Genomic DNA, 22,803 nt, shown 5'->3' with positions numbered 1-22,803 from the left:
TATTTTTTATAAAAACATGAAAATCGCTTTCTTGACAGACTTGAAAAATCATGATAGGATAATCAAGTCTATCAATCAAATAAAAAGCTCATAAAGAGCCATTGAGAGAAGGCTATTTGACAACTCAAGTAGCCTTTTCTTATTTTAAACAATAGATCGGAGTTTAACGATGTCTGAAAAATCGCAATGGGGCTCAAAACTGGGCTTTATCCTTGCATCTGCTGGTTCTGCTATTGGTCTTGGGGCCGTTTGGAAATTCCCTTATATGACCGCTGCTAATGGTGGAGGAGGATTTTTACTGGTCTTTCTCATCTCGACACTATTGATTGGTTTCCCACTTTTGCTTGCTGAATTCGCCCTTGGTCGGAGCGCTGGCGTGTCAGCAATCAAAACATTTGGAAAATTGGGCGATAACAAGAACTACAATTTTATCGGTTGGATCGGAGCCTTTGCCCTTTTCATCCTCTTATCCTTTTACAGTGTTATTGGTGGATGGGTTTTAGTTTATCTAGGTATCGCTATTGCTAAAGCTTTCCAAATTTGGGGGATTAGCAGTGATTATGCCCAACTCTTCATAGATATTATTTCAAATCCATGGATTGCTCTCGGTTCCCAAGCTCTCTTCATCTTCCTCAACATCTTTATCGTATCTAAGGGAGTTCAAAAAGGGATTGAAAGAGCATCGAAAGTTATGATGCCTCTGCTCTTTATCATCTTTGTCATTATCATCGGGCGCTCTCTCAGCTTGCCAAATGCCATGGAAGGTGTAGTTTACTTCCTCAAACCTGACTTTTCAAAACTGACAAGTGCTGGACTCCTCTATGCTCTGGGACAATCTTTCTTTGCTTTATCCCTCGGGGTTACAGCCATGTTGACCTATGCTTCTTACTTGGATAAGAAAACCAATCTAGTCCAATCAGGTATGTCCATCGTTGCCATGAACATCTCTGTATCCATCATGGCAGGATTAGCTATTTTCCCAGCTATGTCAGCCTTTAACATCCAGTCTGAAGGTGGTCCAAGTCTCCTCTTTATTGTCTTGCCACAACTCTTTGATAAGATGCCTTTTGGAAGTATTTTCTACATCCTTTTCCTATTGCTCTTTCTCTTTGCGACAGTCACTTCTTCTGTCGTGATGCTGGAAATCAATGTAGGCAACATCACCAACCAAGACAATCGTAAGCGTGCCAAGTGGAGTATGATTTTAGGTGTTTTAACTTTTGTATTTGGTATCCCTTCAGCCCTATCCTACGGAGTCATGGCAGACGTTCAAATCTTTGGGAAGACCTTCTTTGATGCCATGGACTTCTTGGTTTCTAATCTCCTCATGCCATTTGGTGCACTCTGCTTGTCTCTCTTTACAGGCTATGTCTTCAAAAAAGCATTGGCTATGGAGGAACTCCAGCTTGATGAAACACCGTGGAAACAAGGACTTTTCCAAGTCTGGCTCTTCCTCCTTCGTTTCATCATTCCTATTATCATCGTTGTGGTTTTTATCGCCCAATTTATGTAATCAAAAAGGACTTGAGTAATGAACTCAGGTCCTTTCTTTTTACGGATGGCTAACAATCAATTCCAAATCTTGTCCTTCAAGTGTCCAAGTTTCAACATCACTTGGTAAGATAAAGTGGCTACCTTTTTGAATTGGATATTCCTTACCGTCTACAGTTAGTTTCCCTTGACCAGCTAAGACACTAAACAAGCTATAGTCAGCTGTTTTTTCAAAGTCAACTTTTCCAGTGATTTCCCACTTGTAGACTGCGAAGAATTCATTGGATACAAGGAGAGTTGAACGCAAATCGTCTGCTTTGACGGTTACAGGACGGCTATTAGCAGGCTCACCAATATTTAGAACATCGATGGATTTTTCAAGGTGAAGCTCGCGCAAGTTACCATTATCATCCTTGCGGTCAAAGTCATAGACACGGTAGGTTGTATCACTAGACTGTTGCGTTTCAAGGATCAAGATTCCTGCTCCAATAGCATGCATGGTGCCACTTGGCACATAGAAGAAATCTCCAGCTTTAACTGGTACTTTTGTCAACAAAGCATCCCAATTCTTGTCCTCGATTTGCTGGCGGAGTTCTTCTTTTGACTTGGCATTGTGACCATAGATAATCTCTGAACCTTCATCCGCAGCGATGATGTACCAGCATTCTGTTTTTCCAAGTTCGCCTTCATGCTCGAGTCCGTAAGCATCGTCTGGATGAACTTGAACACTGAGCCAGTCGTTAGCATCCAGAATCTTAGTCAACAGTGGAAATACAGGTTCTGGACGATTGCCAAACAATTCACGGTGTTCTGCATACAAAGTAGCAAGATCTGTTCCCTCGTAGCAACCATTGGCAACTTTAGAGACACCATTTGGATGGGCTGAGATGGCCCAATATTCTCCGATTTTTTCACTTGGGATGTCGTATCCAAACTCATCACGTAGCTTGGTACCACCCCAGATTTTTTCTTGCATAACTGATTGTAAAAATAATGGTTCTGACATGTCGATCTCCTGTCTGATTTTTCTCCCCTCATTATAGCAAAAAGCTCCATCTAATTGAACTCTTTTTCACATCTTATAAAGTAGGGAGAAGATTTTATAAAAATAGTGAATAAATGTGATCTACTCAATGATTGCACCATTGCTAGCAATGACATCCTTGTACCAGTAGAAGGATTTCTTCTTGCTACGTTTGAGGCTTCCATGACCAGCATTATCTCGATCTACATAGATAAAGCCATAGCGCTTGTTCATTTCGCCTGTTCCAGCCGAAACCATCCGGAAAAGTCAGTTTTTCGGTCATAAGTCTACTCAACTTTCTTATTTGCTTGTTCATTTACTTATATTATAGCTCATTCTGAAACCTTTTCTTATAAAATACTGTGACATACTGATACTATTCTACTATTTAAGTTGATCAGATTGTTTTTTAAAAAATTATCCTCTCGAAAAAGCAAATAGCCTCCCCGGAAACAAAAAAAGAAGACTGAAAACTAGTCTCCTCTGTTCCTTTTAAATCAAAGCTGTGATAGCGGTTACTAGGCCAAAAATAATACCTGGTGCATTCGCTGCTGCAAGGGGGATATCTCTTTCTTTTTTGAAAAGACCGTAGTAGACCCATAGACTACAGTTGATCGCTGCAACCAAGGGCTCAATGAAATTTCCTTTTTGACCAGCCAGATTGTCCATGATTTGTGGGAAGTAAGACATATACATCATAACAGACATAAAGGTCGCTACCCAACCTAACATTTTCATTTGTTTTTCAGTTATTTTCAAAACCTATTTCATTTTTACTGAATCTTATTTTATAATCTTCTTTCAAAACAATCAAGACTTTGAAGCTTTTGTTATAAAGATGTAAACTATCACAATCTTGTGAGAAGAAAGAGGGAACAGAAAAAAGACTGGATTGCTCCGATCTGTTTAGTCAATCAAATATTAGAAAATGAATACTCCTTTTCAATGAATCGATTGATGGTAAATAAGCTGTTAGAAATTATTGACAGTATCGAAATTTTCTAGTAAAATGAATTTTGTTAATACCTAAATGGTGTGTAATTTTCTATCAACATAGTCAGGAGAAAAGGAACTTATGCTAAAAAAATTTAATGAATTGTCACTGAAAGATAAGGCTTATCTAATTGGCGGTTTGATCTTATTAGTCATTGTGATCTCCTTTGGTCTGCTCAATCGTCAAACAGTAACTGTCAGTCTTGTCTTTACACAACTATCTGCTCCCTTGATTTTGGTGATTTTTACTTGTCTAGTAATCGGGATCATTGTTGGTAGTGCTATTGGTTTTAGCTATCACCATGGCAAGACTCAAGAGCTGAAAAGCCGCATTGCTGAAGCAGAAACGACTATCCATAAAAAAGACAAGGAGCTTCTCCAGTACAAGGAACAGGTGCAACAATTAAAACAGGAAGCCAAACAATAAGTGTAGAAATCATAACCACCCGTCAGCGGGTGGTTTTTTGTCTCGCACCTAATGGAACGAGACGGACTGAAAATCGCATAACAGAAAAAAAACCGGATTGCTCCGATCTTTCAATAGTTCATATGCGCACATTCTTTTTTAAGAATCATTATGGTTAACTTCAAATGACTAAGCGTCCTATTTCATACGATAAAAATCAATCACTAGACCAGCAGGGCCACTTACTAGCAGGGATTCAGTTCCCCAATCAGTTACAACTGGCCCATGTAAAATCTCAATCCCTAATTCTTTCAAACGCTTTTGATTCTGTTCCAAATCCTCAACTTCAATATGTAGAATGATTCCTGACTGAAAATTTTCCAAAGGTATCAAATGGTTTTGGGATAACATGAGACAGTGACTGCCAATCGTGAACTGAGCAAAACCATCATCAACATAGTCTGCCTTCTTATCCAAGATATGCTCCAAGCTAGCACAAACTTGGGGAACATTTGAAACGATGATATCTAATTGATTTAAATTCATTTACTATCCTCCATAAAAAGACCGGATTGCTCCGATCTTTTAAGTTTCTCTCTAAGAAAATCAAAGCATAAAATCTACAATGTTTACTTTTGATTTTCCACAAGAGGAATTATTTAATTGCGCGTGATTGCAATCCTTCTTCTTCCAAGAAGAGGCGGAATGGTACGAGTTCTTCTGCTTCGTATTTTTCCTTGAAGGCTTTGATTGCTTCTTCTGAGTGAAGTTTTGGATCCAATTCAAGTACTTCTACTGGAAGTGGACGGTGTGGAGTGATGTGAGCATCGATAACAACAGTTTTACCTTCTTTGTTGAGTTTAACAGCTTCTGCAACAACTGCATCGATATCTTCGATACGGTTCACAGTGAACCCTACAGCACCTTGCGCTTCAGCGATTTTCGCATAGTCAGCATTAGGGAAGTCACAACCAAACAAGTGTTTGTTTGTGTCTTCGTATTTGTCCTTGATGAAGGCATATTTACCATTTGAGAAGACAACGTTGATAACTGGAAGGTCGTATTGAACGTTTGTGATCACGTCTGGGTAGCACATGTTGAATGCACCGTCACCCATGATGTTCCATACTTGGCGATCTGGATTGTCTTTCTTAGCAGCGATACCACCAGGAAGGGCAATACCCATTGTCGCAAAGAGTGGAGATGTACGCCACATGTTCTTAGGTGTCATGTGGAGGTGACGAGTAGATGTTTGGGTAGTGTCACCTACGTCGATTGAGTAGATAGCGTCTTGATCAGCGTATTTGTTGATAGCATTGTAAACTTGATACAATTGCAATTCACCCTCAGTTTTACCTTCGAGTTTGTTCATGTAATCACGCCAGTTTTGGTTGTTCTTAACGTTTGCACGCCACCATGGAGTTGATTCAACTGGATTCACTTTGTCAAGGATAGCTTTAGCTGCTTGACCTGCGTCACCGAGGATTGAAGCGTCAAGGGCATGACGTTTACCAAGTTTGTAAGGGTCGATATCGACTTGGATGAATTTTTCAGTATTCTTGAATGCTTCGTAAACTTCAGCAAATGGGAAGTTTGAACCAAGGAAAAGAACTGTGTCTGCTTCAAAGACCACTTCGTTGGCTGGTTTCCAACCAACACGGTAAGCAGAACCTGTCAAACCTTCATAGTTCCATTCAAAGGCTTCAAAGTTTTTACCAGTTGTGATGATTGGTGCTTTGATTTTACGTGACAATTCAGTGATCACTTCACCAGCTTTCACACCACCGTAACCAGCATAGATAACTGGACGTTCAGCATTGTTCAAGATTTCAACAGCTTTGTTGATTTCAACTTCGTTCAAAGCAGGAGCGATGAATGAACGCTCGTATGAACCTGAACCGTAGTATGAGTTTTCGTCGATTTCTTGGAAACCGAAGTTTACTGGGATTTCAACAACAGCTGGACCTTTTTTAGAAACTGCAGCACGGCAAGCTTCGTCAATAACTTTTGGCAATTGCTCTGCGTAAGCTACACGTTTGTTGTAAACAGCGATACCGTTGTACATTGGGTTTTGGTTCAATTCTTGGAAGGCATCCATGTTGAGTTCATTAACTGGACGTGATCCAAGGATCGCTAGGAATGGAGTGTTATCCATAGCTGCATCGTAAACACCGTTGATCAAGTGAGTCGCACCTGGACCACCTGAACCAACTGCAACACCGATAGAACCGCCAAATTTAGCCTGCATAACCGCTGCAAGAGCACCTGTTTCTTCGTGGCGAACTTGCAAGAAACGGATATCTTTGTCTTCAGCCAAAGCGTCCATAAGTGAGCTGAGTGTTCCTGATGGGATACCGTAGATAGTGTCTACGCCCCATGTTTTCAATACGTTAAGCATTGCTGCTGATGCAGTAATTTTCCCTTGAGTCATAATGATAACTCTCCTTAAAAGTTAATTTGATGAATAATAAAAGCGCTTTTATATGTTTTTTGAAAACGATTCAGTAAATTTACACTCCTAATTTATCACATTTACTTATAGTTTCATAAGAATGTGCTCAGAAACTTTCATTCTCTATTACAGTACAGATTGAAAACGTTTTGAAAATCTGTTTTAGAATAGCAAAAAAGCGGTTAAAACCGCCTTTTTAATCGACTTTAGTAAAATTAAGCATCAGAGAGCTGATTAAAACAGATACTGAACTAAAGGCCATGGCCAATCCTGCAAGTTCTGGATTGAGTACCAAACCAAGACCAGAAAACACTCCTGCTGCAATCGGAATACCAATGAGGTTATAGATAGAAGCCCAGAAAAGATTGAGTAGAATACGATTAAAGGTCTTCTTACTCATATCAAAAGCACGTGCCAATCCTAGTAAATTGTTGGTTGTAAGGACAAGATCTGCTGATTCAATGGCAATATCTGTCCCAGAGCCCATGGCAATTCCGACATCCGCTACACTGAGGGCCGGCGCATCATTGATACCATCTCCAACAAAGGCCAATTTGCCATTCTTTTGAAGCTTGTGAATTTCATGTGCCTTTTCCTCTGGCAAGACATTTGCGATCACTTCTTCGATTCCAATTTGCTCTGCAATCGCATGGGCTACTCCAGCATTATCTCCAGTAAGCATAACCGTTCTAAGACCACGTTTTTTCAATTTAGCAATAGCTTCTCGAGCATTTTCCTTAGGGACATCCTGCAAGGCAATTAAGCCTTTTAACTGACCATCTACGGATAGGAAGACAACTGTTTTTGCTTCTTTCTCAAGCAAATCAAATCGTTCTTGATAATCATGTGGAATAGCAAGGTCAGCTAAGAGCTTAGCATTCCCAAGCAAGACTTGTTTACCATTAATAATCCCAGTCACACCTTTTCCATGCAAGGCTTGGAAGTTTTCCACTGGGTAAAGGCTAATTCCTAGTTCAGATGCACGATTAACAATAGCTTGAGCTAGCGGGTGTTGAGATACATCTTCCAGTGAAGCAGCCAAACTTAGCACTTCTCTTTCATCACCAATAACATCTGTCACTACTGGCTTCCCTTCGGTCAAGGTTCCTGTCTTATCAAAAACAACCGTTTGGACCTTTTGGATTTCCTGTAAAACTGTACCATTTTTGAGAAGAATCCCCATCTTGGCACTTCGTCCTGTTCCAACCATGAGTGCTGTCGGTGTCGCGAGTCCTAGTGCACAAGGACAGGCAATTATCAAAACAGCAACTCCGTAGAGAAGTGACGTCACAAAGCTATCTCCAAGTAAAACAAACCAGACCCAAAAAGTAAGAAGTCCTAAAATGACAACTGCTGGTACAAAAATCCCTGAAATCTTGTCGGTCAAATCTTGAATAGGAGCACGACTCGTTTGAGCTTTCTTCACAAAGTCCACAATCTGAGCCAGCATAGTCTCAGAACCAACTTTTTCAGCTCTAAAGATGATCGTACCACTATTATTGATAGTTGACCCAATAACAGCATCTCCAACTGATTTATCGACTGGAATACTTTCCCCAGTCACCATTGATTCATCAATACTCGTTTCACCTTCTAACACAGTCCCATCAACGGCAATTTTTTCACCTGGTCGAACGCGAATGAGATCCCCAACTTTGACTTGTTCTAGAGGGATTTGAACATAAACATCATCACGCAAAACCTCTGCTGTCTTTGCTTGTAGGTCTAATAATTTTTCGACTGCCTGCGAAGTATTTTTTCGCATTTTTTCCTCAAAAACTGCTCCCAAAAGAATGAAGAAGAGGATAAATGCAGCACTTTCAAAGTAAACGGGCAGACCAGTGAAGAGGGCTACTAAGCTATAGAAATAGGCCACTAGGGTTCCCAGAGCAACCAAGGTATCCATGTTGGAATTGTGCTTTTTAAAACTAGCCCAGGCGCTTCTGATATATGGAACTCCAGCTACCAGCATAATGGGTGTTGTGGCTAAAAAGGTGCCCCAACGCATGACTTGGTGACTAATTCCTCCTGTAGACATCCCAATCATGAGAATCACAAGAGGCACAGTAAAGATACTAGTAATCCAAAAACGCTGTAAAAGACTGAGAGACTTTTTAGTTTTTTCAACAACGGTGTAGGTCCCCTTTTGCATCTTCATGCCGCATGAAAATTCATGCTCGCCCAAGTCTTGAGGCGTAAAGCGAATGACTTTTTCCTCGTCTTGAGCGATTGGTTCTAGGATTCCTTCTTCTTCGAAGAGAATCTCCTTATAGCAGTTTGATGGTGTCACACGGTGAAAGGTAATCTCAGCAGGAATCCCTTTTTGCAGTTGAATGTGGGCTGGATGGTAGCCTTTGTCTGCCGTGATACGGATTTTTTGAACACCATTTTCAAGACTTGCTTTTACAATTTCAGTCATATCATTCTCCTATTCTACAATCATCTTACCGTGCATCATATTCATGCCACAAGAGAAACCATACTCACCTGCTTCTTCAGGAGTGATTTCAACCACATATTGGTCTCCCATAGGCAGATTTGCATGCACTCCAAAGTCTGGAAAAACGATTTGGTCCAAGCAAGGTGAAGGATCTTTTCGATCGAAAATAATGCGAGCAGGTTGCGATTTTTTTAGAATAATAGTTCCTGGAGTATATCCCCCCATGACTTCCACTCGAATTTCTTGATAGCCATTCTTTTGTTGAGCTCTCTTACCGTCTTCTTGAGGTTTTTTGAAAAACCAAAAGAGGATAAAAGCAATCAATCCTAGAACAATAATAGATACAAATAGATTTAACATAGCGTCTCCTTTACATACAATTACATCTTACTTCTGTTACAGCACTTGCTTTTTTCTTTGAAATTACTTCTTCCAAGCCTTCCAAGTCAGCTAGGGTAAAGTCACATTCTTCAATCAAATCAGCTAGCAAGAGCTTTATTCTTCGAGAACAAAGCTTGTCTTTGATATCCTGAACCATTAAGCCCTTACTATCATCTAGCGTTAAAAGGGACGAATAGACAAAGGACTTGCCCTGTTTTTCCCGAGTCAAACATTCTTTCTCTACCAGACGGGCTAAGAGTGTCTGGATCGTGGATTTAGACCAGCTAAACCTTTTCTCTAATACTTTTATGAGATCAGTACTAGTCTGTTCTCCCTGCATCCAGATAATCTTCATGACCTGCCATTCTGCATCCGAAATCTGCATCAGCACACCTCCAAAATCTACATTTGTCAATTACAATTATCAGTATACTCTTAAAATCTACATTTGTCAATTAAATTTCCTAAAAATTTTAAAAATTTCTCTTTCCAATAGATTTTGTCTATCATTGTGATAGAAAATACATATTATCCAAAGCTCCCTTTTAATGCTACAATGTTTTTATCATTTCTAGATGGGAGGTTTTAGTTTGGATTGGTCTATTGTTGAACAATATCTACCACTTTATCAAGAGGCATTCTTTCTGACCTTGCATATTGCAGTTTGGGGAATTCTAGGTTCTTTTTTGCTGGGGCTCATCGTCAGCGTCATCCGGCATTACCGCCTTCCTGTTTTCTCCCAGTTGGCAACAGCCTATATAGAATTGTCACGAAACACACCCCTTTTGATACAACTTTTCTTTCTCTACTTCGGTCTTCCACGTATCGGGATTGTCCTATCTTCAGAAGTCTGTGCAACACTGGGACTGATTTTTTTAGGTGGTTCCTACATGGCGGAATCTTTCCGAAGCGGGCTAGAAGCAGTCAGTCAAACCCAGCATGAAATTGGTTTAGCCATTGGGCTTACACCATTCCAGGTCTTTCGCTACGTGGTTCTGCCACAAGCGACTGCGGTTGCTCTACCATCCTTTAGTGCCAATGTTATTTTCCTCATCAAGGAAACTTCTGTCTTTTCGGCAGTTGCCCTTGCTGACCTTATGTACGTTGCTAAGGATTTGATTGGCCTCTATTATGAGACAGACATTGCGCTGGCTATGTTGGTGGTTGCTTACCTTATCATGCTCCTACCCATATCACTAGTCTTTAGCTGGATAGAAAGGAGGCTCCGTCATGCAGGATTCGGGAATGCAAGTACTCTTTCAGGGAAATAATCTCCTGAGAATTTTACAGGGATTGGGAGTCACAATTGGAATTTCTATCCTGTCTGTCTTCTTATCCATGATTTTCGGAACGGTGATGGGAATTATCATGACCTCTCATTCTAGAGTGATTCGCTTCTTGACACGTTTTTATCTAGAATTTATCCGGATTATGCCCCAGCTGGTGCTTCTCTTCATCGTTTACTTTGGTTTGGCTCGAAACTTTAATATCAATATCTCAGGTGAGACTTCTGCTATTATCGTTTTCACTCTTTGGGGAACAGCTGAGATGGGGGACTTGGTCCGTGGAGCCATCACTTCCCTCCCTAAGCATCAGTTTGAGAGCGGACAAGCGCTTGGTTTAACTAAAGTGCAACTCTACTACCATATCATCATCCCGCAAGTCTTGAGAAGATTACTTCCACAAGCCATCAATCTTGTCACTCGGATGATCAAAACCACTTCCTTGGTTGTTTTGATTGGAGTTGTTGAAGTTACCAAGGTTGGACAACAAATCATTGATAGCAATCGCTTAACCATCCCAACCGCTTCCTTTTGGATATATGGAACCATCCTAGTCTTGTATTTCGCAGTTTGTTTCCCTATTTCCAAACTATCTACTCATCTAGAAAAACATTGGAGGAACTAAATGTCTGAAACTATTTTAGAAATCAAGGAACTAAAAAAATCCTTCGGAGACAATCCTATCCTCCAAGGACTTTCTCTAGATATCAAAAAGGGAGAAGTTGTCGTCATCCTAGGACCATCTGGTTGTGGGAAAAGCACCCTTCTTCGTTGCCTCAATGGTTTAGAAAGTATTCAAGGAGGAGATATCCTGCTGGATGGCCAGTCCATTATTGGCAATCAGAAAGATTTTCACCTAGTTCGCCAAAAGATTGGCATGGTATTTCAAAGTTATGAACTCTTTCCCCATCTAGACGTCCTACAAAACCTCATTCTAGGACCTATCAAAGCTCAGGGAAGAGACAAGAAAGAAGTAACGGAAGAAGCTCTACAACTACTAGAACGTGTCGGACTTCTAGACAAAAAACATAGCTTCGCTCGCCAGTTATCTGGTGGACAAAAGCAACGGGTAGCCATCGTTCGTGCACTTCTCATGCATCCAGAAATTATCCTCTTTGATGAAGTAACTGCTTCACTGGATCCAGAAATGGTGCGTGAGGTCCTAGAGCTTATCAATGACTTGGCACAAGAAGGGCGTACCATGATACTGGTAACCCATGAAATGCAGTTTGCCCAAGCAATTGCGGATCGCATCATCTTCCTTGACCAAGGGAAGATTGCTGAAGAAGGAACTGCTCAAGAATTCTTCACAAATCCACAAACGAAACGAGCACAAGAATTTTTAAACGTCTTTGACTTTAGCCAGTTTGGCTCATATCTATAATCAATAAAGGAGATTATTATGAAACTACTTAAACCAATTCTAACTGTTTTTGCGCTAGCATTTGCTCTTATCTTTGTCACAGCTTGTAGTTCAGGCGGAAATGCTGGTTCATCGTCTGTTAAAACCACTGCCAAGGCTCGCACAATCGATGAAATTAAGAAAAGTGGGGAACTTCGAATCGCGGTATTTGGAGACAAAAAACCATTTGGTTATGTTGACAACGATGGTTCTTACCAAGGTTACGATATCGAACTTGGTAACCAATTAGCACAAGACCTTGGTGTGAAACCGAAATATGTATCAGTGGATGCTGCCAACCGTGCTGAATACTTGATTTCAAACAAGGTTGATATCACCCTTGCCAACTTCACAGTTACTGACGAACGTAAAAAACAAGTTGACTTTGCCCTTCCTTACATGAAAGTTTCTCTCGGTGTTGTGTCACCTAAGACTGGTCTAATTACAGATGTTAAGCAACTTGAAGGCAAAACCTTGATCGTTACAAAAGGAACGACTGCTGAAACTTACTTTGAGAAAAATCACCCAGAAGTAAAACTTCAAAAATATGACCAATATAGCGATGCCTATCAAGCCCTTCTTGATGGACGCGGAGATGCCTTCTCTACTGACAATACTGAAGTTCTAGCTTGGGCCCTTGAAAATAAAGGATATGAAGTAGGAATTACTTCTCTTGGTAACCCAGATACCATTGCACCAGCAGTTCAAAAAGGTAACCAAGAACTACTCGACTACATCAACCAAGAAATCGAAAAATTAGGTAAGGAAAACTTCTTCCACAAAGCCTATGAAAAAACACTCCACCCAACTTACGGTGACGCTGCTAAAGCAGATGACCTGGTTGTTGAAGGTGGAAAAGTTGACTAATACTTTCCGAGAATAAAAAGAAATCAGGTAATCCTAGTGACTACCTGATTTTTATATACCTTAAGCTTTTTGCCAATTTTCTTGGTCTTCTTTAAAACGTTTTAGGAGGTCAAGTCCTTCTGGTGTGATGTAGCCTTCTTCTTGAGCCAAATGAATCAGTTCGCTGTAGTTTGAAAGGGTTACTAGTTTAACACCAGCATCCGCAAAGTTCTTATCTGCTTTTGGCAATTGATAGCTGAAGATAGCCACAACTCCAAGAACATCAGCTCCTTCACGTTTGGCTGCTGCAACAGCTTCAAGAACTGAACCACCAGTTGAAATAAGGTCTTCGACAACTACCATTTTTTGACCCTGAGCTACACGGCCTTCGATTTGGTTTCCTGCACCGTGGTCTTTTGGTTTGCTGCGGATATAAGCAAATGGCAGATTCATCTTGTCAGCGATGATAGCACCGTGAGGAATACCTGCAGTCGCTGTTCCTGCAATCACTTCTACTTCTGGGAATTCTTCCTTGATGGCCTCCACAAAACCATTTTCAATCAAGCTACGAGTTTCTGGATAAGCAAGTGTCACACGGTTGTCCGTATAAATCGGTGACTTGATACCTGATGCCCAAGTAAAGGGTTCTTCTGGCTTGAGGTAAACGGCTTGAATTTTCAATAGATGGCTAGCAATATCTTTAGCAAGTGTCATGGTCTACTCCTTTTGTTTTTATAATCTATTTCTTTAATTTCAGTCTTGGTTCCACTCATCCTTGATAGCATGATAAGCTGCTACTGGATCAGTGGCTTGAGTGATTGGGCGGCCGACAACGATATAGTCACTACCAATCTGATAAGCATCTGCAGGTGTCATAATTCGTTTTTGGTCTCCAACTGCAGCCCCTGCTGGACGAATACCTGGTGTCAGGCAGATAAAATCTTTGCTTGTCACTTCTTTGATGAGTTTCACTTCCTGAGCCGAACAAACCACACCATCTAAACCGGCTTCAGCAGTTTTCTTGGCATAATGAATGACTGATTCTTGAAGACTGGTTTGAATATTTTGAAAGTCTCTCATTTGTTCTTCAGAAGTTGAAGTCAACTGGGTAACAGCAATCAATTTGGCTTCTTTTCCAAGACCTTCACGCGCAGCCTTCATCATTTCAACACCACCTGCTGCGTGAACGTTGGTCATGTCAACGCCCAGATTAGACAAAACCTTCATGGCTGACTTGACTGTATTAGGTATATCATGGAGTTTGAGATCTAGAAAGACGCTATGTCCCAAGCCTTTCAAATAAGAAACAATCTCCGGACCTGTAGCATAATAGAGCTCCATACCTACCTTTAAATAGAGGCTCCCTTCAGCTGGAAAAAGAGCTAAAAATTTCTTGACTGCCTCAAAACTTGGAAAATCAAGAGCAATAACTGGACGAGATTCGCGCATACTTTTCTCCTTTTACCTTTGTCAGCAAGAGAGCATGAAAAAAGGAACCTGCCTACAGCAAGGTTCCACGAAAAATAGGTAGAATTCACCCTTTCACCGTCTAACCTTAGCTGCCTCTCTGGACCGCTTTAAAGGTTTTTTACTATTCTATTATTTAAAGCTGTACTTGTCAAGTAAAAAACAGTAATTGAACTTGTAGAAAACAGGACTCATCATCAAGTCAACAGAATCATCTCAAGCTTAACGACTCTGTGATTGTTGAGTTGTTTGATTTTGATTACCCTGTTCCTCTTGTTTTTTCTTTTCTTCCTCCTGCTTTTTCTTCTCCTCTTCTTTGGCCTTGATTCTTTCGTCCTCAAGTGCCTTATCCGCCAAACTATAACTATAGATCCCAACTTCCATATCAATACCACTTGGTACTGTCAATTGAGGTTTAATCTTACTGTAGTAAGGCAATTTTTTACCTAGTTCTGATAGAGGAACCAAAACTTCATCCGTATCATACATGGTAATCTTAAGCATATCACTAGTTACACTAGTTGGAGCCAATTCAATCGTTTTGATCGCTTGCTTAATCTCTGGGCTGATTTCAGCCAGTTGTTCAATCAAGGTTTTGACTTGCTGTTCATCGTTGAAGAGAACAGATAGATAGGTTTCTGGAAGACTGACTAGGCTAACTGGACTAGTTTCCACCGTCCCACTAGAAAGAATCGGATAATGGTCCTCTCCAGAAACATAATAGGCTACAATCCCGTATTCCTTGACCTGGATGGTGAAATTGGTCGGAAATTGATAGTGAATGCTAGCAGATTCAATCCAGTGATTGGACTTAATCATCTCAGCATGTTTGTCTTTATTGAGAAGTAGACTAAAGGTATAGTCACTATCACGAATCCCTGAAGCCTCTTTGATTTGGTCTGCATTGGTCTCTACCGTACCAGTAACCTGTATGTTTTTCAGAGTTGAGTATGGCGTCAAAAGATAGATGGAAAAGATCAAGACAAGCAAACTTGGGATTAGAATCGTAACAGCACGCCAGATATGAACACTTGGAATAGAAGGATTAGCAATCTTTTTCTTAGACTTAGATCTCTTTTCTTCTACTTTTGTTTCTTCAGATGTTTCGTCCTCTTCTTCTACTTGTTCTGTCTCAGTAGTTTCCTCCTCATTCTCAGGAGAGGACTGGTCTTCTGCACTCTCCTTCTGCTCTTCAGGATTAGAATCTGAGGTCTCTTCTGCCTCAGTATCTTCAGATAAGTCTGACTCTTGTTCTTCCTTTGTCTCTTCTTCAGCCTTTTTGCGCAGATATTCACGGTTCTGCTTCTGCCACTCTGATAAGGTGGTTTCTTCTTCCAGAGTTTTTGCAACTTCTTTTTTATTGGTATCTGCTTGGGCCTTTTCTTTGGCTAGTTGGGCCTCTTCTTCAGCTTTTTTTTGAAGATATTCTTGATTTCGTTTTTGCCACTCTGACAATTCCTTGCCTTGAGTTGGCTCTTGTTTCTTATCCTTTGACATCGATTTTCCTTATGATAGATCTTTTTTTAGTAGCGCATAAAAATCCGCCACAGATTTTAATTCATGAGAATTCTTCATCGTGATCTGGTAGTCTTCTTTGTGGTTCAAAAGCTTGCTTACTTTTTCTTCTAAAGTAGACAAGGTCAAATCGCTCTCTTGCAACTCCTCTGCATAGCCTTTTTTCACAAAGTAAGCTGCATTTTCAATCTGATCTCCACGGCTAGCTTCACGCCCTAGAGGGACAATGATATGCAATTTAGCCATGGCCAACAGTTCAAAAATCGTATTGGCACCACCACGAGTGATGACCACATCAGCCTGATTCATGAGTGGTTGATAGAGTTCCGTCACATAGTCAACACGGTAGAGGTTTGAACTTAGTTCATTTAAGCTAGCATCCCCTGTTAGGTTGATGATATTATAACGACTAGTCAGCTCTTCCTTATGGTCTGTAACTAATTGGTTAAAGACACGCGCTCCAGCAGAACCACCTACAAAGAGAAGGGTTGGTAACTTACTATCGAAGTAAGTTCGGATATCTACCATTTCTTCAGGTTCTTCCATAATTAGGCCAGAAACCTTGGTCACAGCTCCAACGTGCTCTACCTTAGTGAGACTAGACGCTTGTTCAAAAGTAGAGTACATCTTGGTCGCAAACTTATAGGCGATTTTATTGGCCAAGCCCATGGAGAGGTCAGACTCATGGATAAAGACTGGTACTCTGCAGACTCGTGCCGCGATAACAGGCGGAACAGATACAAATCCTCCCTTAGAAAAGAGGGCCTGTGGACGAACACGTAGCATGATAAAGAGCGATTGAAGGATTCCAAACGCAACCTTAAAGACGTCAACCATATTTTGCCATGAGAAATAACGACGTAGTTTTCCTGTTGCAATAGAATGGAAAGTGACATCTAGACCTGACTTGAGGATTTCATGGTGCTCAATTCCATTTTTGTCACCAATATAGTGGACTTCCCAGCCATCTTCGATGAACTTGGGCATTAACAAAAGGTTGAGGGTGACGTGTCCAACCGTTCCCCCACCTGTAAATACTATCTTTTTCATATTACTCTTTTAACTCCGCTACAGTGTTGATGAACAGATTTCCACGCACTTCAAAGTTGGCATACATATCCCAACTTGCGTTAGCAGGACTGAGGAGAACTACATCACCCTCTTCTGCAAATTCGTAAGCTTTCCGAGTTGCATCAGCAATATCTGTCGCATCGACATAAGCAACACCAGCCTTATCCGCTGCACGTTTCACACGCTCTGCAGACTGGCCGAGGATGACCATTTTCTTCAGTCCAGTGATGTCTGGAACCAATTCGTCAAACTCATTGCCACGGTCTAAACCACCCGCAATCAAGATAACCTTGCTGTTGTCAAATCCAGACAAGGCTTTTTGAGTTGCCAAGATATTGGTTGACTTACTATCGTTATAAAATTTAACGCCATTGATTTGGTCTACGAATTGGAGACGGTGCTTCACACCACCAAAGGCTGACAAGGTTTCCTTGATGATTTCATTGTCCACACCACGAAGTTTAGCTACAGCAATGGTTGCAAGAGCATTTTCCACATTGTGGCTACCAGGAACTCCGATTTCATCAGCTGCCATGACTTTTTCACCACGGAAGTAGAGAAGACCATCTTCAAGATAAGCACCGTCAACCTTTTCAAGGGTTGAGAATGGTACTACAGTCGCGTTTGTCTTTGTAGCAAGCTCTTTAGCTAATTCCTGGTTGAAGTTCAATACTAAGTAATCAGCCGCTGTCATATTGCTTTGAATATTCCACTTAGCTGCCACATAGGCTTCAAAAGAACCGTGATAGTCAATATGTGTTGGCATCAGGTTGGTGATAACAGCAATTTCAGGATGGAATTCCTGGATTCCCATTAATTGGAAAGAAGAAAGTTCCATGACAAGGGTGGCCTTATCTGTCGCAGTCTGAGCTACCTGGCTTGCAGGATAACCGATGTTCCCTGATAAAAGTCCATTTTGGCCTGCAACAGTCAGAACTTCACCAATCATGGTTGTGGTCGTTGTCTTACCATTTGAACCAGTAATACCAACAATCGGTGCCTCTGAAACCAAATAAGCCAACTCAACCTCAGTCAAGACTGGAATGCCTTTTTCTAGAGCTTTTTCAATCATCGGATTGCTATAAGGAATCCCTGGATTCTTTACCATAAGTGCAAAATCTTCATCCAACAATTCCAAAGGATGTCCACCAGTGACAACCTTGATACCCTCTTCTAAAAGGCTCTGAGCTGCTGGATTTTCCTCAAAAGGCTTGCCATCATTCACTGTCACAATGGCACCTAGCTTGTCCAAAAGACGAGCTGCAGACTCACCTGATTTAGCCAAACCGAGGACTAATACTTTCTTATTTTCAAATTGATCAATTCGTTTCATATCTAGAACTCCATTTCTACTCTTACTATTTTACCATTTTTATGAAAATAAAAAAGCCACAAAGGGCTTTCTTATTTGTTTTTGTCCTCTACCAATTATTCTACAGACTTGAGGGCTTCTAACATATCCACCTTTCGGAGATAATGATTGACAAAAACTCCTAGGATGGTCAAAATGACACTGACAGCTAGAACTGGGATGAGATAAACTTCCCAGCCGACCTTGGGTTGAAAACGGAAGGTACCGGGTGCGATCATCTGAATGAGAAATTGATGGAGATAAAAGCCTGATACCAATCCTACAATCATTCCAATTAGTGACAATAGGATGGTTTCCCGATATATGTAAAGGGTCACTTCTTTGTTATGAAAACCAAGAACCTTGATGGTTGAGAGTTCCCGAATCCGTTCAGCAACATTGATATTGGTCAAATTATAGAGAATCACGATGGCTAGTAGCACCGATACCAGCACCAAAATCGCCATGGTGTGATTCAGAGAATTAGCAAAACTTTCAAAGAGCTGAATGGTGGAGGCGTTTTGAACGAGGCCACTGACAGCCGCCTGGTCCATAAATTCTCCTGCGACTCTTTCAGTATTGCCTTCACTTTTATCCTTGAGTTGGACTAGATAGGTATTCATCTTAGGAGTTTGACCATATATCTCCTCATAGGTCGCCTGATTCATATAAACAAAATGGCCTACGTAGTGCTCGGTAATGGCTCCAACCTTAAAGGTTTTCCCATCTATTGTAAAGTTGTCACCAAGGGAAACTCCTGCCAACTGGGCTAATTTTTCAGTTAGAACAAGTCCGTTAGATAAGCTCAGTTTTTCCCCATTTCTTTCTAGGAGGACAAAGGGAGCCAGATCATCTTGATCCGTTACCATGATGGTCACGGTTTGAACACCTGCCTTGCCAGCATACTTTTCCTCAACCTGTTTGGAAGAAATTAAACGATAGTTTTCAACTTCATCACTCTGCAATTTTTCTTCTAGCTTTGCCTTATCAGAATCTGAAGCTCGAGAATTGACAGAGAGAACCATCTGGTATTGTTGCAAATCCTTAAACTGCCTGTCAGCAACTCCTACCACAGAAGATTGGATACCAAGCCCTGCAAAGAGGAGGGCTACTGAACCTGCGACCCCAAAAATAGTCATCAGCATGCGTTGTTTGTAACGGAAAATGTTGCGAGCTGTAACTTTTTGGGTAAAGCTCAAATGAGACCAGATAAAGGTGATGCGCTCCAAGAGAATCTTTGAGCCCTTGACTGGTGGCTTGGGTAGTAATAATTGCGCTGCTTCTTCATGCAACTCTCTGCGAGATACAAGGTAGGCAGGTAAAACGCTAGCTACTAAGCTTAGACCCAGAGCTAAGCAACTATAGGTCCAATAGAAATACTGCTGACTCTCACCAACGATCATTCGTTCAGTGATGATATGCGAGATTGTGGGTGCTAAGACATAATGACCAATCAGAATTCCCAAAAGGGTGCCAAGAGTACCAGCAACTAGACCGTAAATCACAAACTTAGCAATGATATCCTTACTATGGTAGCCTAAAGCCTTAAAGATACCAGCATTGGTCCTTTCCTCGTCTACAAATCGTGTCATGGTGGTAAAGGTAACCATGGCTGCTACGGCATAGAGAACAACTGGAAAAATATTCCCTACGGCACGAATACTCATGGCCGAGTTACTATACATGAGATAACCTTGACCAGTTGGAGAACTCTTTCGATTGTAGACATGATAGCTTGGCTCTGTCAGAGCATTGACTTCATCCTGACTGGTCTGCCATTTAGCCTTTTCGTTAGTAAGATCTGTTTCGGCTTGGCTCAGCTTTTCCTGTTCCTGCTTCAGTTGCTTTTTTGCTTCTTCTAACTGACTAGATGCTTGACTTTTTTGTGGTTCTGGTAGTTGGCTCACTTGATTTTCTTGAGCTTGTAGACGCGTTTCGATTTCTTGTAGGCGTTTCTTGCCAGCTGTCAAGTTGGTCTCTGCCTCGTCTAGTTGTTTCTTGCCCTCATCAAGGGACTCTTGGGCATCCTTCTTCATTTTCTCTAGCCGCGCTTGTCCATTATCAGCAACTAGTTCCTTTAAAGTCTCCTCTTCTTCCTCTAGCTTTTTTTCGTAATCACTAGAGAAAGGATTGACATCTGTTAGACTAGCAAAACGCAAGCGGGCAATCGTGTATACAGAGCTCTTAAAATTTTCTTCAGTTACGACAGCGTAAGCTGCTAGATTTCCATTACCACTGACTGAACTCCCCATATCTGATTTTGAAAAAATATCTGGTGAGTGGACAAAGCCTGTAATGGTATAACTATCTCGCTTCAACTGAGAATTGCTGCCCTTCTTTTGACTCAAATGAATGACTTGACCAATCTGATAGCGATCTTTCCAAAAGTCCGCCAAGGCTAATTCATCTTCTTTTTCAGGCAAACGACCTTCCGTTACTTGAAATTTTGAAATCTTATCAGTATTTGAAAAGATTCGTATGGCATCTTGGCTACCTTCTAGAGTCAAATCCGTCATATAACCAAACTCTACGGCTGCTCCCGTAAGATTTTGCAATTCTGCCTGGTCTGCCTGATCTAGACCATAATCTGCTATGACAGTAATATCAGCCAGATTGGCTTTTTGAATATAATCCCATGCTGTTCGCTCCATATTGGGACTGGCTACTTTGAGACCAACCACGGCTAAAGAACCCAACATCATCAGAGTTAGGATGGATAAAAACCGTCCCTTTGAACCTGTGAAAGACTGGAGCAGGTCTTTCCAATATGTCTTTCTTTTCATCTCAATACTCCAAATCATCAATATCCTGTGGTTGAGGATTGAGGACAACACTCTTGACACTGGCATCATGCATCTGAATCACGCGATCAGCTATAGGAGCTAGCGAAGCATTATGGGTCACGATGATAACAGTGGTACCCTTCTTTCGTGACATATCTTGCAGAATCTTTAGAACCTGCTTACCAGTCTGGTAGTCCAAAGCTCCCGTTGGTTCATCACAAAGGAGAATTTTAGGATTTTTAGCAACGGCTCGTGCAATAGAGACCCGTTGTTGCTCACCACCTGACAACTGGGCTGGAAAGTTATTGAGACGGTGGCCTAAACCTACATCCTTGAGAACCTGTTCTGGATCCAAGGCATCGGCAACAATTTCTGAAGCTAGCTCGACATTTTCTTTAGCAGTCAAGTTAGAAACCAAGTTGTAAAATTGAAAGACAAAGCCAACGTCATCTCTACGATAGTTGGTTCTCTGATGGGATGTATAGTCAGAAATATTAGTCCCATCAACCCAGACTTGCCCTTCATCGTTTGTATCCATACCACCTAGAATATTTAAAACGGTTGACTTCCCTGCACCAGATGCCCCAAGGATAATGACTAGTTCTCCCTTTTCAATCTCGAAGTTGACATCTCGATTAGCTACGATTTCTGTATCACCAGTATGATACCTCTTATAGCTATTTTTCATTTCAATATAAGCCATCCTATCTCCTCCTCTTCTCCTATTTTCATCTTTATTATAACTCTTTTGAGGAGAGAAAGAAAGCTTATCCCTGTATACATTAGAGTGATTTTAAGACTCCTTAAAATCGCTGAAAACAAGTCTTATTGGCTTACTTACCTTGTTTCTAAGGCAATTCCTCTAGTTTGCTGTTTGCTTTTTGTAGAAAATCATCTCTTATCTTCTTTTGCAATTGATTCATGAGCCAAAAAAGCGAACAAGACCAGATTCTGTTCATCAGAAAACTAGTTTTGTCCGCTTTTTATAATCGAGGCTGGGACAAAAGTCCTAGCCTCTCAATTGTCTTTGGATTGTCGAGCAAGACGCAGTGGTTGAGTGGGCTCTACTACGCTGATTTCATCAGCTTTTACAGCCCTACTCAACTGTGCGGAGGTGGGACGACGAAATCGAATTCTAACGAATTACCGATTTCTGTCCCACTCTCTATGACTTGGATGATTTTACATCACCTTATTCGTCTTCTTTTTTCTTTCCCATTGCAAAGAGACCAAGTAATGCTCCTACAAGACCTACGGCTGCAAGGCCAGCATTTTCTTTAGTGCCTGTCTCTGGGAGTTTGTATTGATGACTTGCAGGTGCTTGGTAAGTCTTATCTTGTGACATAGTAAGAGCTACAAGAGACTGCTCATCTTTGTATTCTGGAACCTCATGGATTGCTCCTTCTGCTCCATTGACACCACCTGTGAATTCTGGAACTTGATGAATAGTCCCTTTTCCACCAGGAACGCCACCAGTGAACTCAGGTACTTCATGAACAGTTGCTTCTGCTCCATTCACACCACCTGTGTATTCTGGGATTTCCACTACTGGTGCTGCTTCATCGCCTACTGTACCAATAGCTCCTGTGTATTCTGGAACTTCATGAACAGCTGCTTCGACTGCGTTAACGCCACCCTTGAATTCTGGGACTTCTACTACTGGTGCTGCTTCATCACCTGCTGTACCAATAGCTTCAGTGTATTCTGGAACTTCATGAACAGCTGCTTCTGCTCCATTCACACTGCCTGTGTATTCTGGGATTTCCACTACTGGTGCTGCTTCATCGCCTGCTGTGCCAATAGCTTCAGTGTATTCTGGAGCTTCATGAACAGCTGCTTCGACTGCGTTAACGCCACCCTTGAATTCTGGGACTTCTACTACTGGTGCTGCTTCATCA

Annotated in this window: 21 protein-coding genes and 1 pseudogene; 6 read left to right on the top strand and 16 right to left on the bottom strand. The window is 41.3% G+C overall.

The features are described 5' to 3' along the window. The first annotated feature begins 169 nt into the window (after positions 1-169). Positions 170-1,513, top strand: coding sequence for a sodium-dependent transporter (locus M1R56_RS04550; protein ID WP_248034765.1), 1,344 nt, complete (start codon positions 170-172; stop codon positions 1,511-1,513). A 39-nt stretch (positions 1,514-1,552) separates the two neighbouring features. Here M1R56_RS04550 and manA read toward each other — a convergent pair whose 3' ends face one another. From manA to M1R56_RS04535, 3 genes and pseudogenes are all read right to left on the bottom strand, one after another. Continuing rightward, the gene (gene manA, locus M1R56_RS04545) at positions 1,553-2,497 is read right to left on the bottom strand and encodes a mannose-6-phosphate isomerase, class I (RefSeq protein WP_248034764.1); all 945 of its coding nucleotides are present in this window, start codon (positions 2,495-2,497) and stop codon (positions 1,553-1,555) included. A 120-nt stretch (positions 2,498-2,617) separates the two neighbouring features. Beyond that, positions 2,618-2,773 (bottom strand): annotated as a pseudogene (locus M1R56_RS04540) (family 1 glycosylhydrolase); the annotation flags it as partial. Between the two features lie 234 nt (positions 2,774-3,007). Further along, a complete protein-coding gene (locus M1R56_RS04535; protein WP_025170330.1) occupies positions 3,008-3,268 on the bottom strand; it encodes a SemiSWEET family transporter in 261 nt (86 codons plus the stop codon). A gap of 322 nt (positions 3,269-3,590) precedes the next feature. On the opposite strand from M1R56_RS04535, the gene M1R56_RS04530 reads away from it, so the two are divergent. Next, positions 3,591-3,935, top strand: a complete 345-nt coding sequence (locus tag M1R56_RS04530) for a lipopolysaccharide assembly protein LapA domain-containing protein (RefSeq protein WP_049503129.1) — start codon at positions 3,591-3,593, stop codon at positions 3,933-3,935. 177 nt (positions 3,936-4,112) lie between these two features. Here M1R56_RS04530 and M1R56_RS04525 read toward each other — a convergent pair whose 3' ends face one another. The 5 genes from M1R56_RS04525 to M1R56_RS04505 all read right to left on the bottom strand — a co-directional run bounded on the left by M1R56_RS04525 (position 4,113) and on the right by M1R56_RS04505 (position 9,572). After that, entirely contained in the window at positions 4,113-4,460 is a 348-nt protein-coding gene (locus tag M1R56_RS04525) for a VOC family protein (protein WP_248034763.1), read from the bottom strand. A gap of 109 nt (positions 4,461-4,569) precedes the next feature. Then, the gene (spxB, locus tag M1R56_RS04520; protein ID WP_248034762.1) at positions 4,570-6,345 is read right to left on the bottom strand and encodes a pyruvate oxidase; all 1,776 of its coding nucleotides are present in this window, start codon (positions 6,343-6,345) and stop codon (positions 4,570-4,572) included. A gap of 217 nt (positions 6,346-6,562) precedes the next feature. Further along, positions 6,563-8,785, bottom strand: a complete 2,223-nt coding sequence (locus tag M1R56_RS04515) for a heavy metal translocating P-type ATPase (RefSeq protein WP_075232215.1) — start codon at positions 8,783-8,785, stop codon at positions 6,563-6,565. A gap of 9 nt (positions 8,786-8,794) precedes the next feature. After that, the gene (locus M1R56_RS04510) at positions 8,795-9,166 is read right to left on the bottom strand and encodes a cupredoxin domain-containing protein (protein ID WP_075232216.1); all 372 of its coding nucleotides are present in this window, start codon (positions 9,164-9,166) and stop codon (positions 8,795-8,797) included. A gap of 10 nt (positions 9,167-9,176) precedes the next feature. Further along, positions 9,177-9,572, bottom strand: coding sequence for a CopY/TcrY family copper transport repressor (locus tag M1R56_RS04505; RefSeq protein WP_075232217.1), 396 nt, complete (start codon positions 9,570-9,572; stop codon positions 9,177-9,179). A gap of 205 nt (positions 9,573-9,777) precedes the next feature. Between M1R56_RS04505 and M1R56_RS04500 the strand changes: the two genes are divergently transcribed. The 4 genes from M1R56_RS04500 to M1R56_RS04485 are packed head-to-tail and all read left to right on the top strand — an operon-like array spanning position 9,778 to position 12,739. Beyond that, entirely contained in the window at positions 9,778-10,458 is a 681-nt protein-coding gene (locus M1R56_RS04500) for an amino acid ABC transporter permease (protein ID WP_248034761.1), read from the top strand. Next, the gene (locus M1R56_RS04495; protein ID WP_248034760.1) at positions 10,418-11,095 is read left to right on the top strand and encodes an amino acid ABC transporter permease; all 678 of its coding nucleotides are present in this window, start codon (positions 10,418-10,420) and stop codon (positions 11,093-11,095) included. The genes M1R56_RS04500 and M1R56_RS04495 overlap by 41 nt, the downstream gene beginning before the upstream one ends. Continuing rightward, entirely contained in the window at positions 11,096-11,854 is a 759-nt protein-coding gene (locus M1R56_RS04490) for an amino acid ABC transporter ATP-binding protein (RefSeq protein ID WP_248034759.1), read from the top strand. A gap of 18 nt (positions 11,855-11,872) precedes the next feature. Next, positions 11,873-12,739: a cysteine ABC transporter substrate-binding protein gene (locus M1R56_RS04485; protein WP_248034758.1), complete on the top strand. Its 867-nt coding sequence runs from the start codon at positions 11,873-11,875 to the stop codon at positions 12,737-12,739. Positions 12,740-12,799: 60 nt separating this feature from the next. On the opposite strand, the gene pyrE is transcribed toward M1R56_RS04485, so the two are convergent. The 8 genes from pyrE to M1R56_RS04445 all read right to left on the bottom strand — a co-directional run. Further along, positions 12,800-13,432: an orotate phosphoribosyltransferase gene (gene pyrE / locus M1R56_RS04480; protein ID WP_248034757.1), complete on the bottom strand. Its 633-nt coding sequence runs from the start codon at positions 13,430-13,432 to the stop codon at positions 12,800-12,802. Positions 13,433-13,471: 39 nt separating this feature from the next. Beyond that, positions 13,472-14,167, bottom strand: a complete 696-nt coding sequence (gene pyrF / locus M1R56_RS04475) for an orotidine-5'-phosphate decarboxylase (RefSeq protein ID WP_248034756.1) — start codon at positions 14,165-14,167, stop codon at positions 13,472-13,474. A 240-nt stretch (positions 14,168-14,407) separates the two neighbouring features. Further along, positions 14,408-15,682, bottom strand: coding sequence for an FtsQ-type POTRA domain-containing protein (locus M1R56_RS04470; RefSeq protein WP_248034755.1), 1,275 nt, complete (start codon positions 15,680-15,682; stop codon positions 14,408-14,410). Positions 15,683-15,691: 9 nt separating this feature from the next. Next, positions 15,692-16,750 carry a UDP-N-acetylglucosamine--N-acetylmuramyl-(pentapeptide) pyrophosphoryl-undecaprenol N-acetylglucosamine transferase gene (locus tag M1R56_RS04465; RefSeq protein WP_248034754.1) on the bottom strand — a complete coding sequence of 353 codons (1,059 nt, stop codon included), beginning with the start codon at positions 16,748-16,750 and terminating at the stop codon, positions 15,692-15,694. Position 16,751: 1 nt separating this feature from the next. Then, positions 16,752-18,104, bottom strand: a complete 1,353-nt coding sequence (murD, locus tag M1R56_RS04460; protein ID WP_248034753.1) for a UDP-N-acetylmuramoyl-L-alanine--D-glutamate ligase — start codon at positions 18,102-18,104, stop codon at positions 16,752-16,754. 95 nt (positions 18,105-18,199) lie between these two features. Further along, the gene (locus tag M1R56_RS04455) at positions 18,200-20,905 is read right to left on the bottom strand and encodes an ABC transporter permease (RefSeq protein ID WP_248034752.1); all 2,706 of its coding nucleotides are present in this window, start codon (positions 20,903-20,905) and stop codon (positions 18,200-18,202) included. A gap of 1 nt (position 20,906) precedes the next feature. After that, positions 20,907-21,608: an ABC transporter ATP-binding protein gene (locus tag M1R56_RS04450; protein ID WP_248034751.1), complete on the bottom strand. Its 702-nt coding sequence runs from the start codon at positions 21,606-21,608 to the stop codon at positions 20,907-20,909. Between the two features lie 489 nt (positions 21,609-22,097). Then, a partial coding sequence (locus M1R56_RS04445; RefSeq protein ID WP_248034750.1) for an SIALI-17 repeat-containing surface protein occupies positions 22,098-22,803 on the bottom strand: 706 nt, incomplete at its 5' end.

The sequence above is a fragment of the Streptococcus sp. oral taxon 431 genome (assembly GCF_023115445.1).
Taxonomy (GTDB): domain Bacteria; phylum Bacillota; class Bacilli; order Lactobacillales; family Streptococcaceae; genus Streptococcus.
This window is presented reverse-complemented; position numbering and strand designations above follow the sequence as displayed.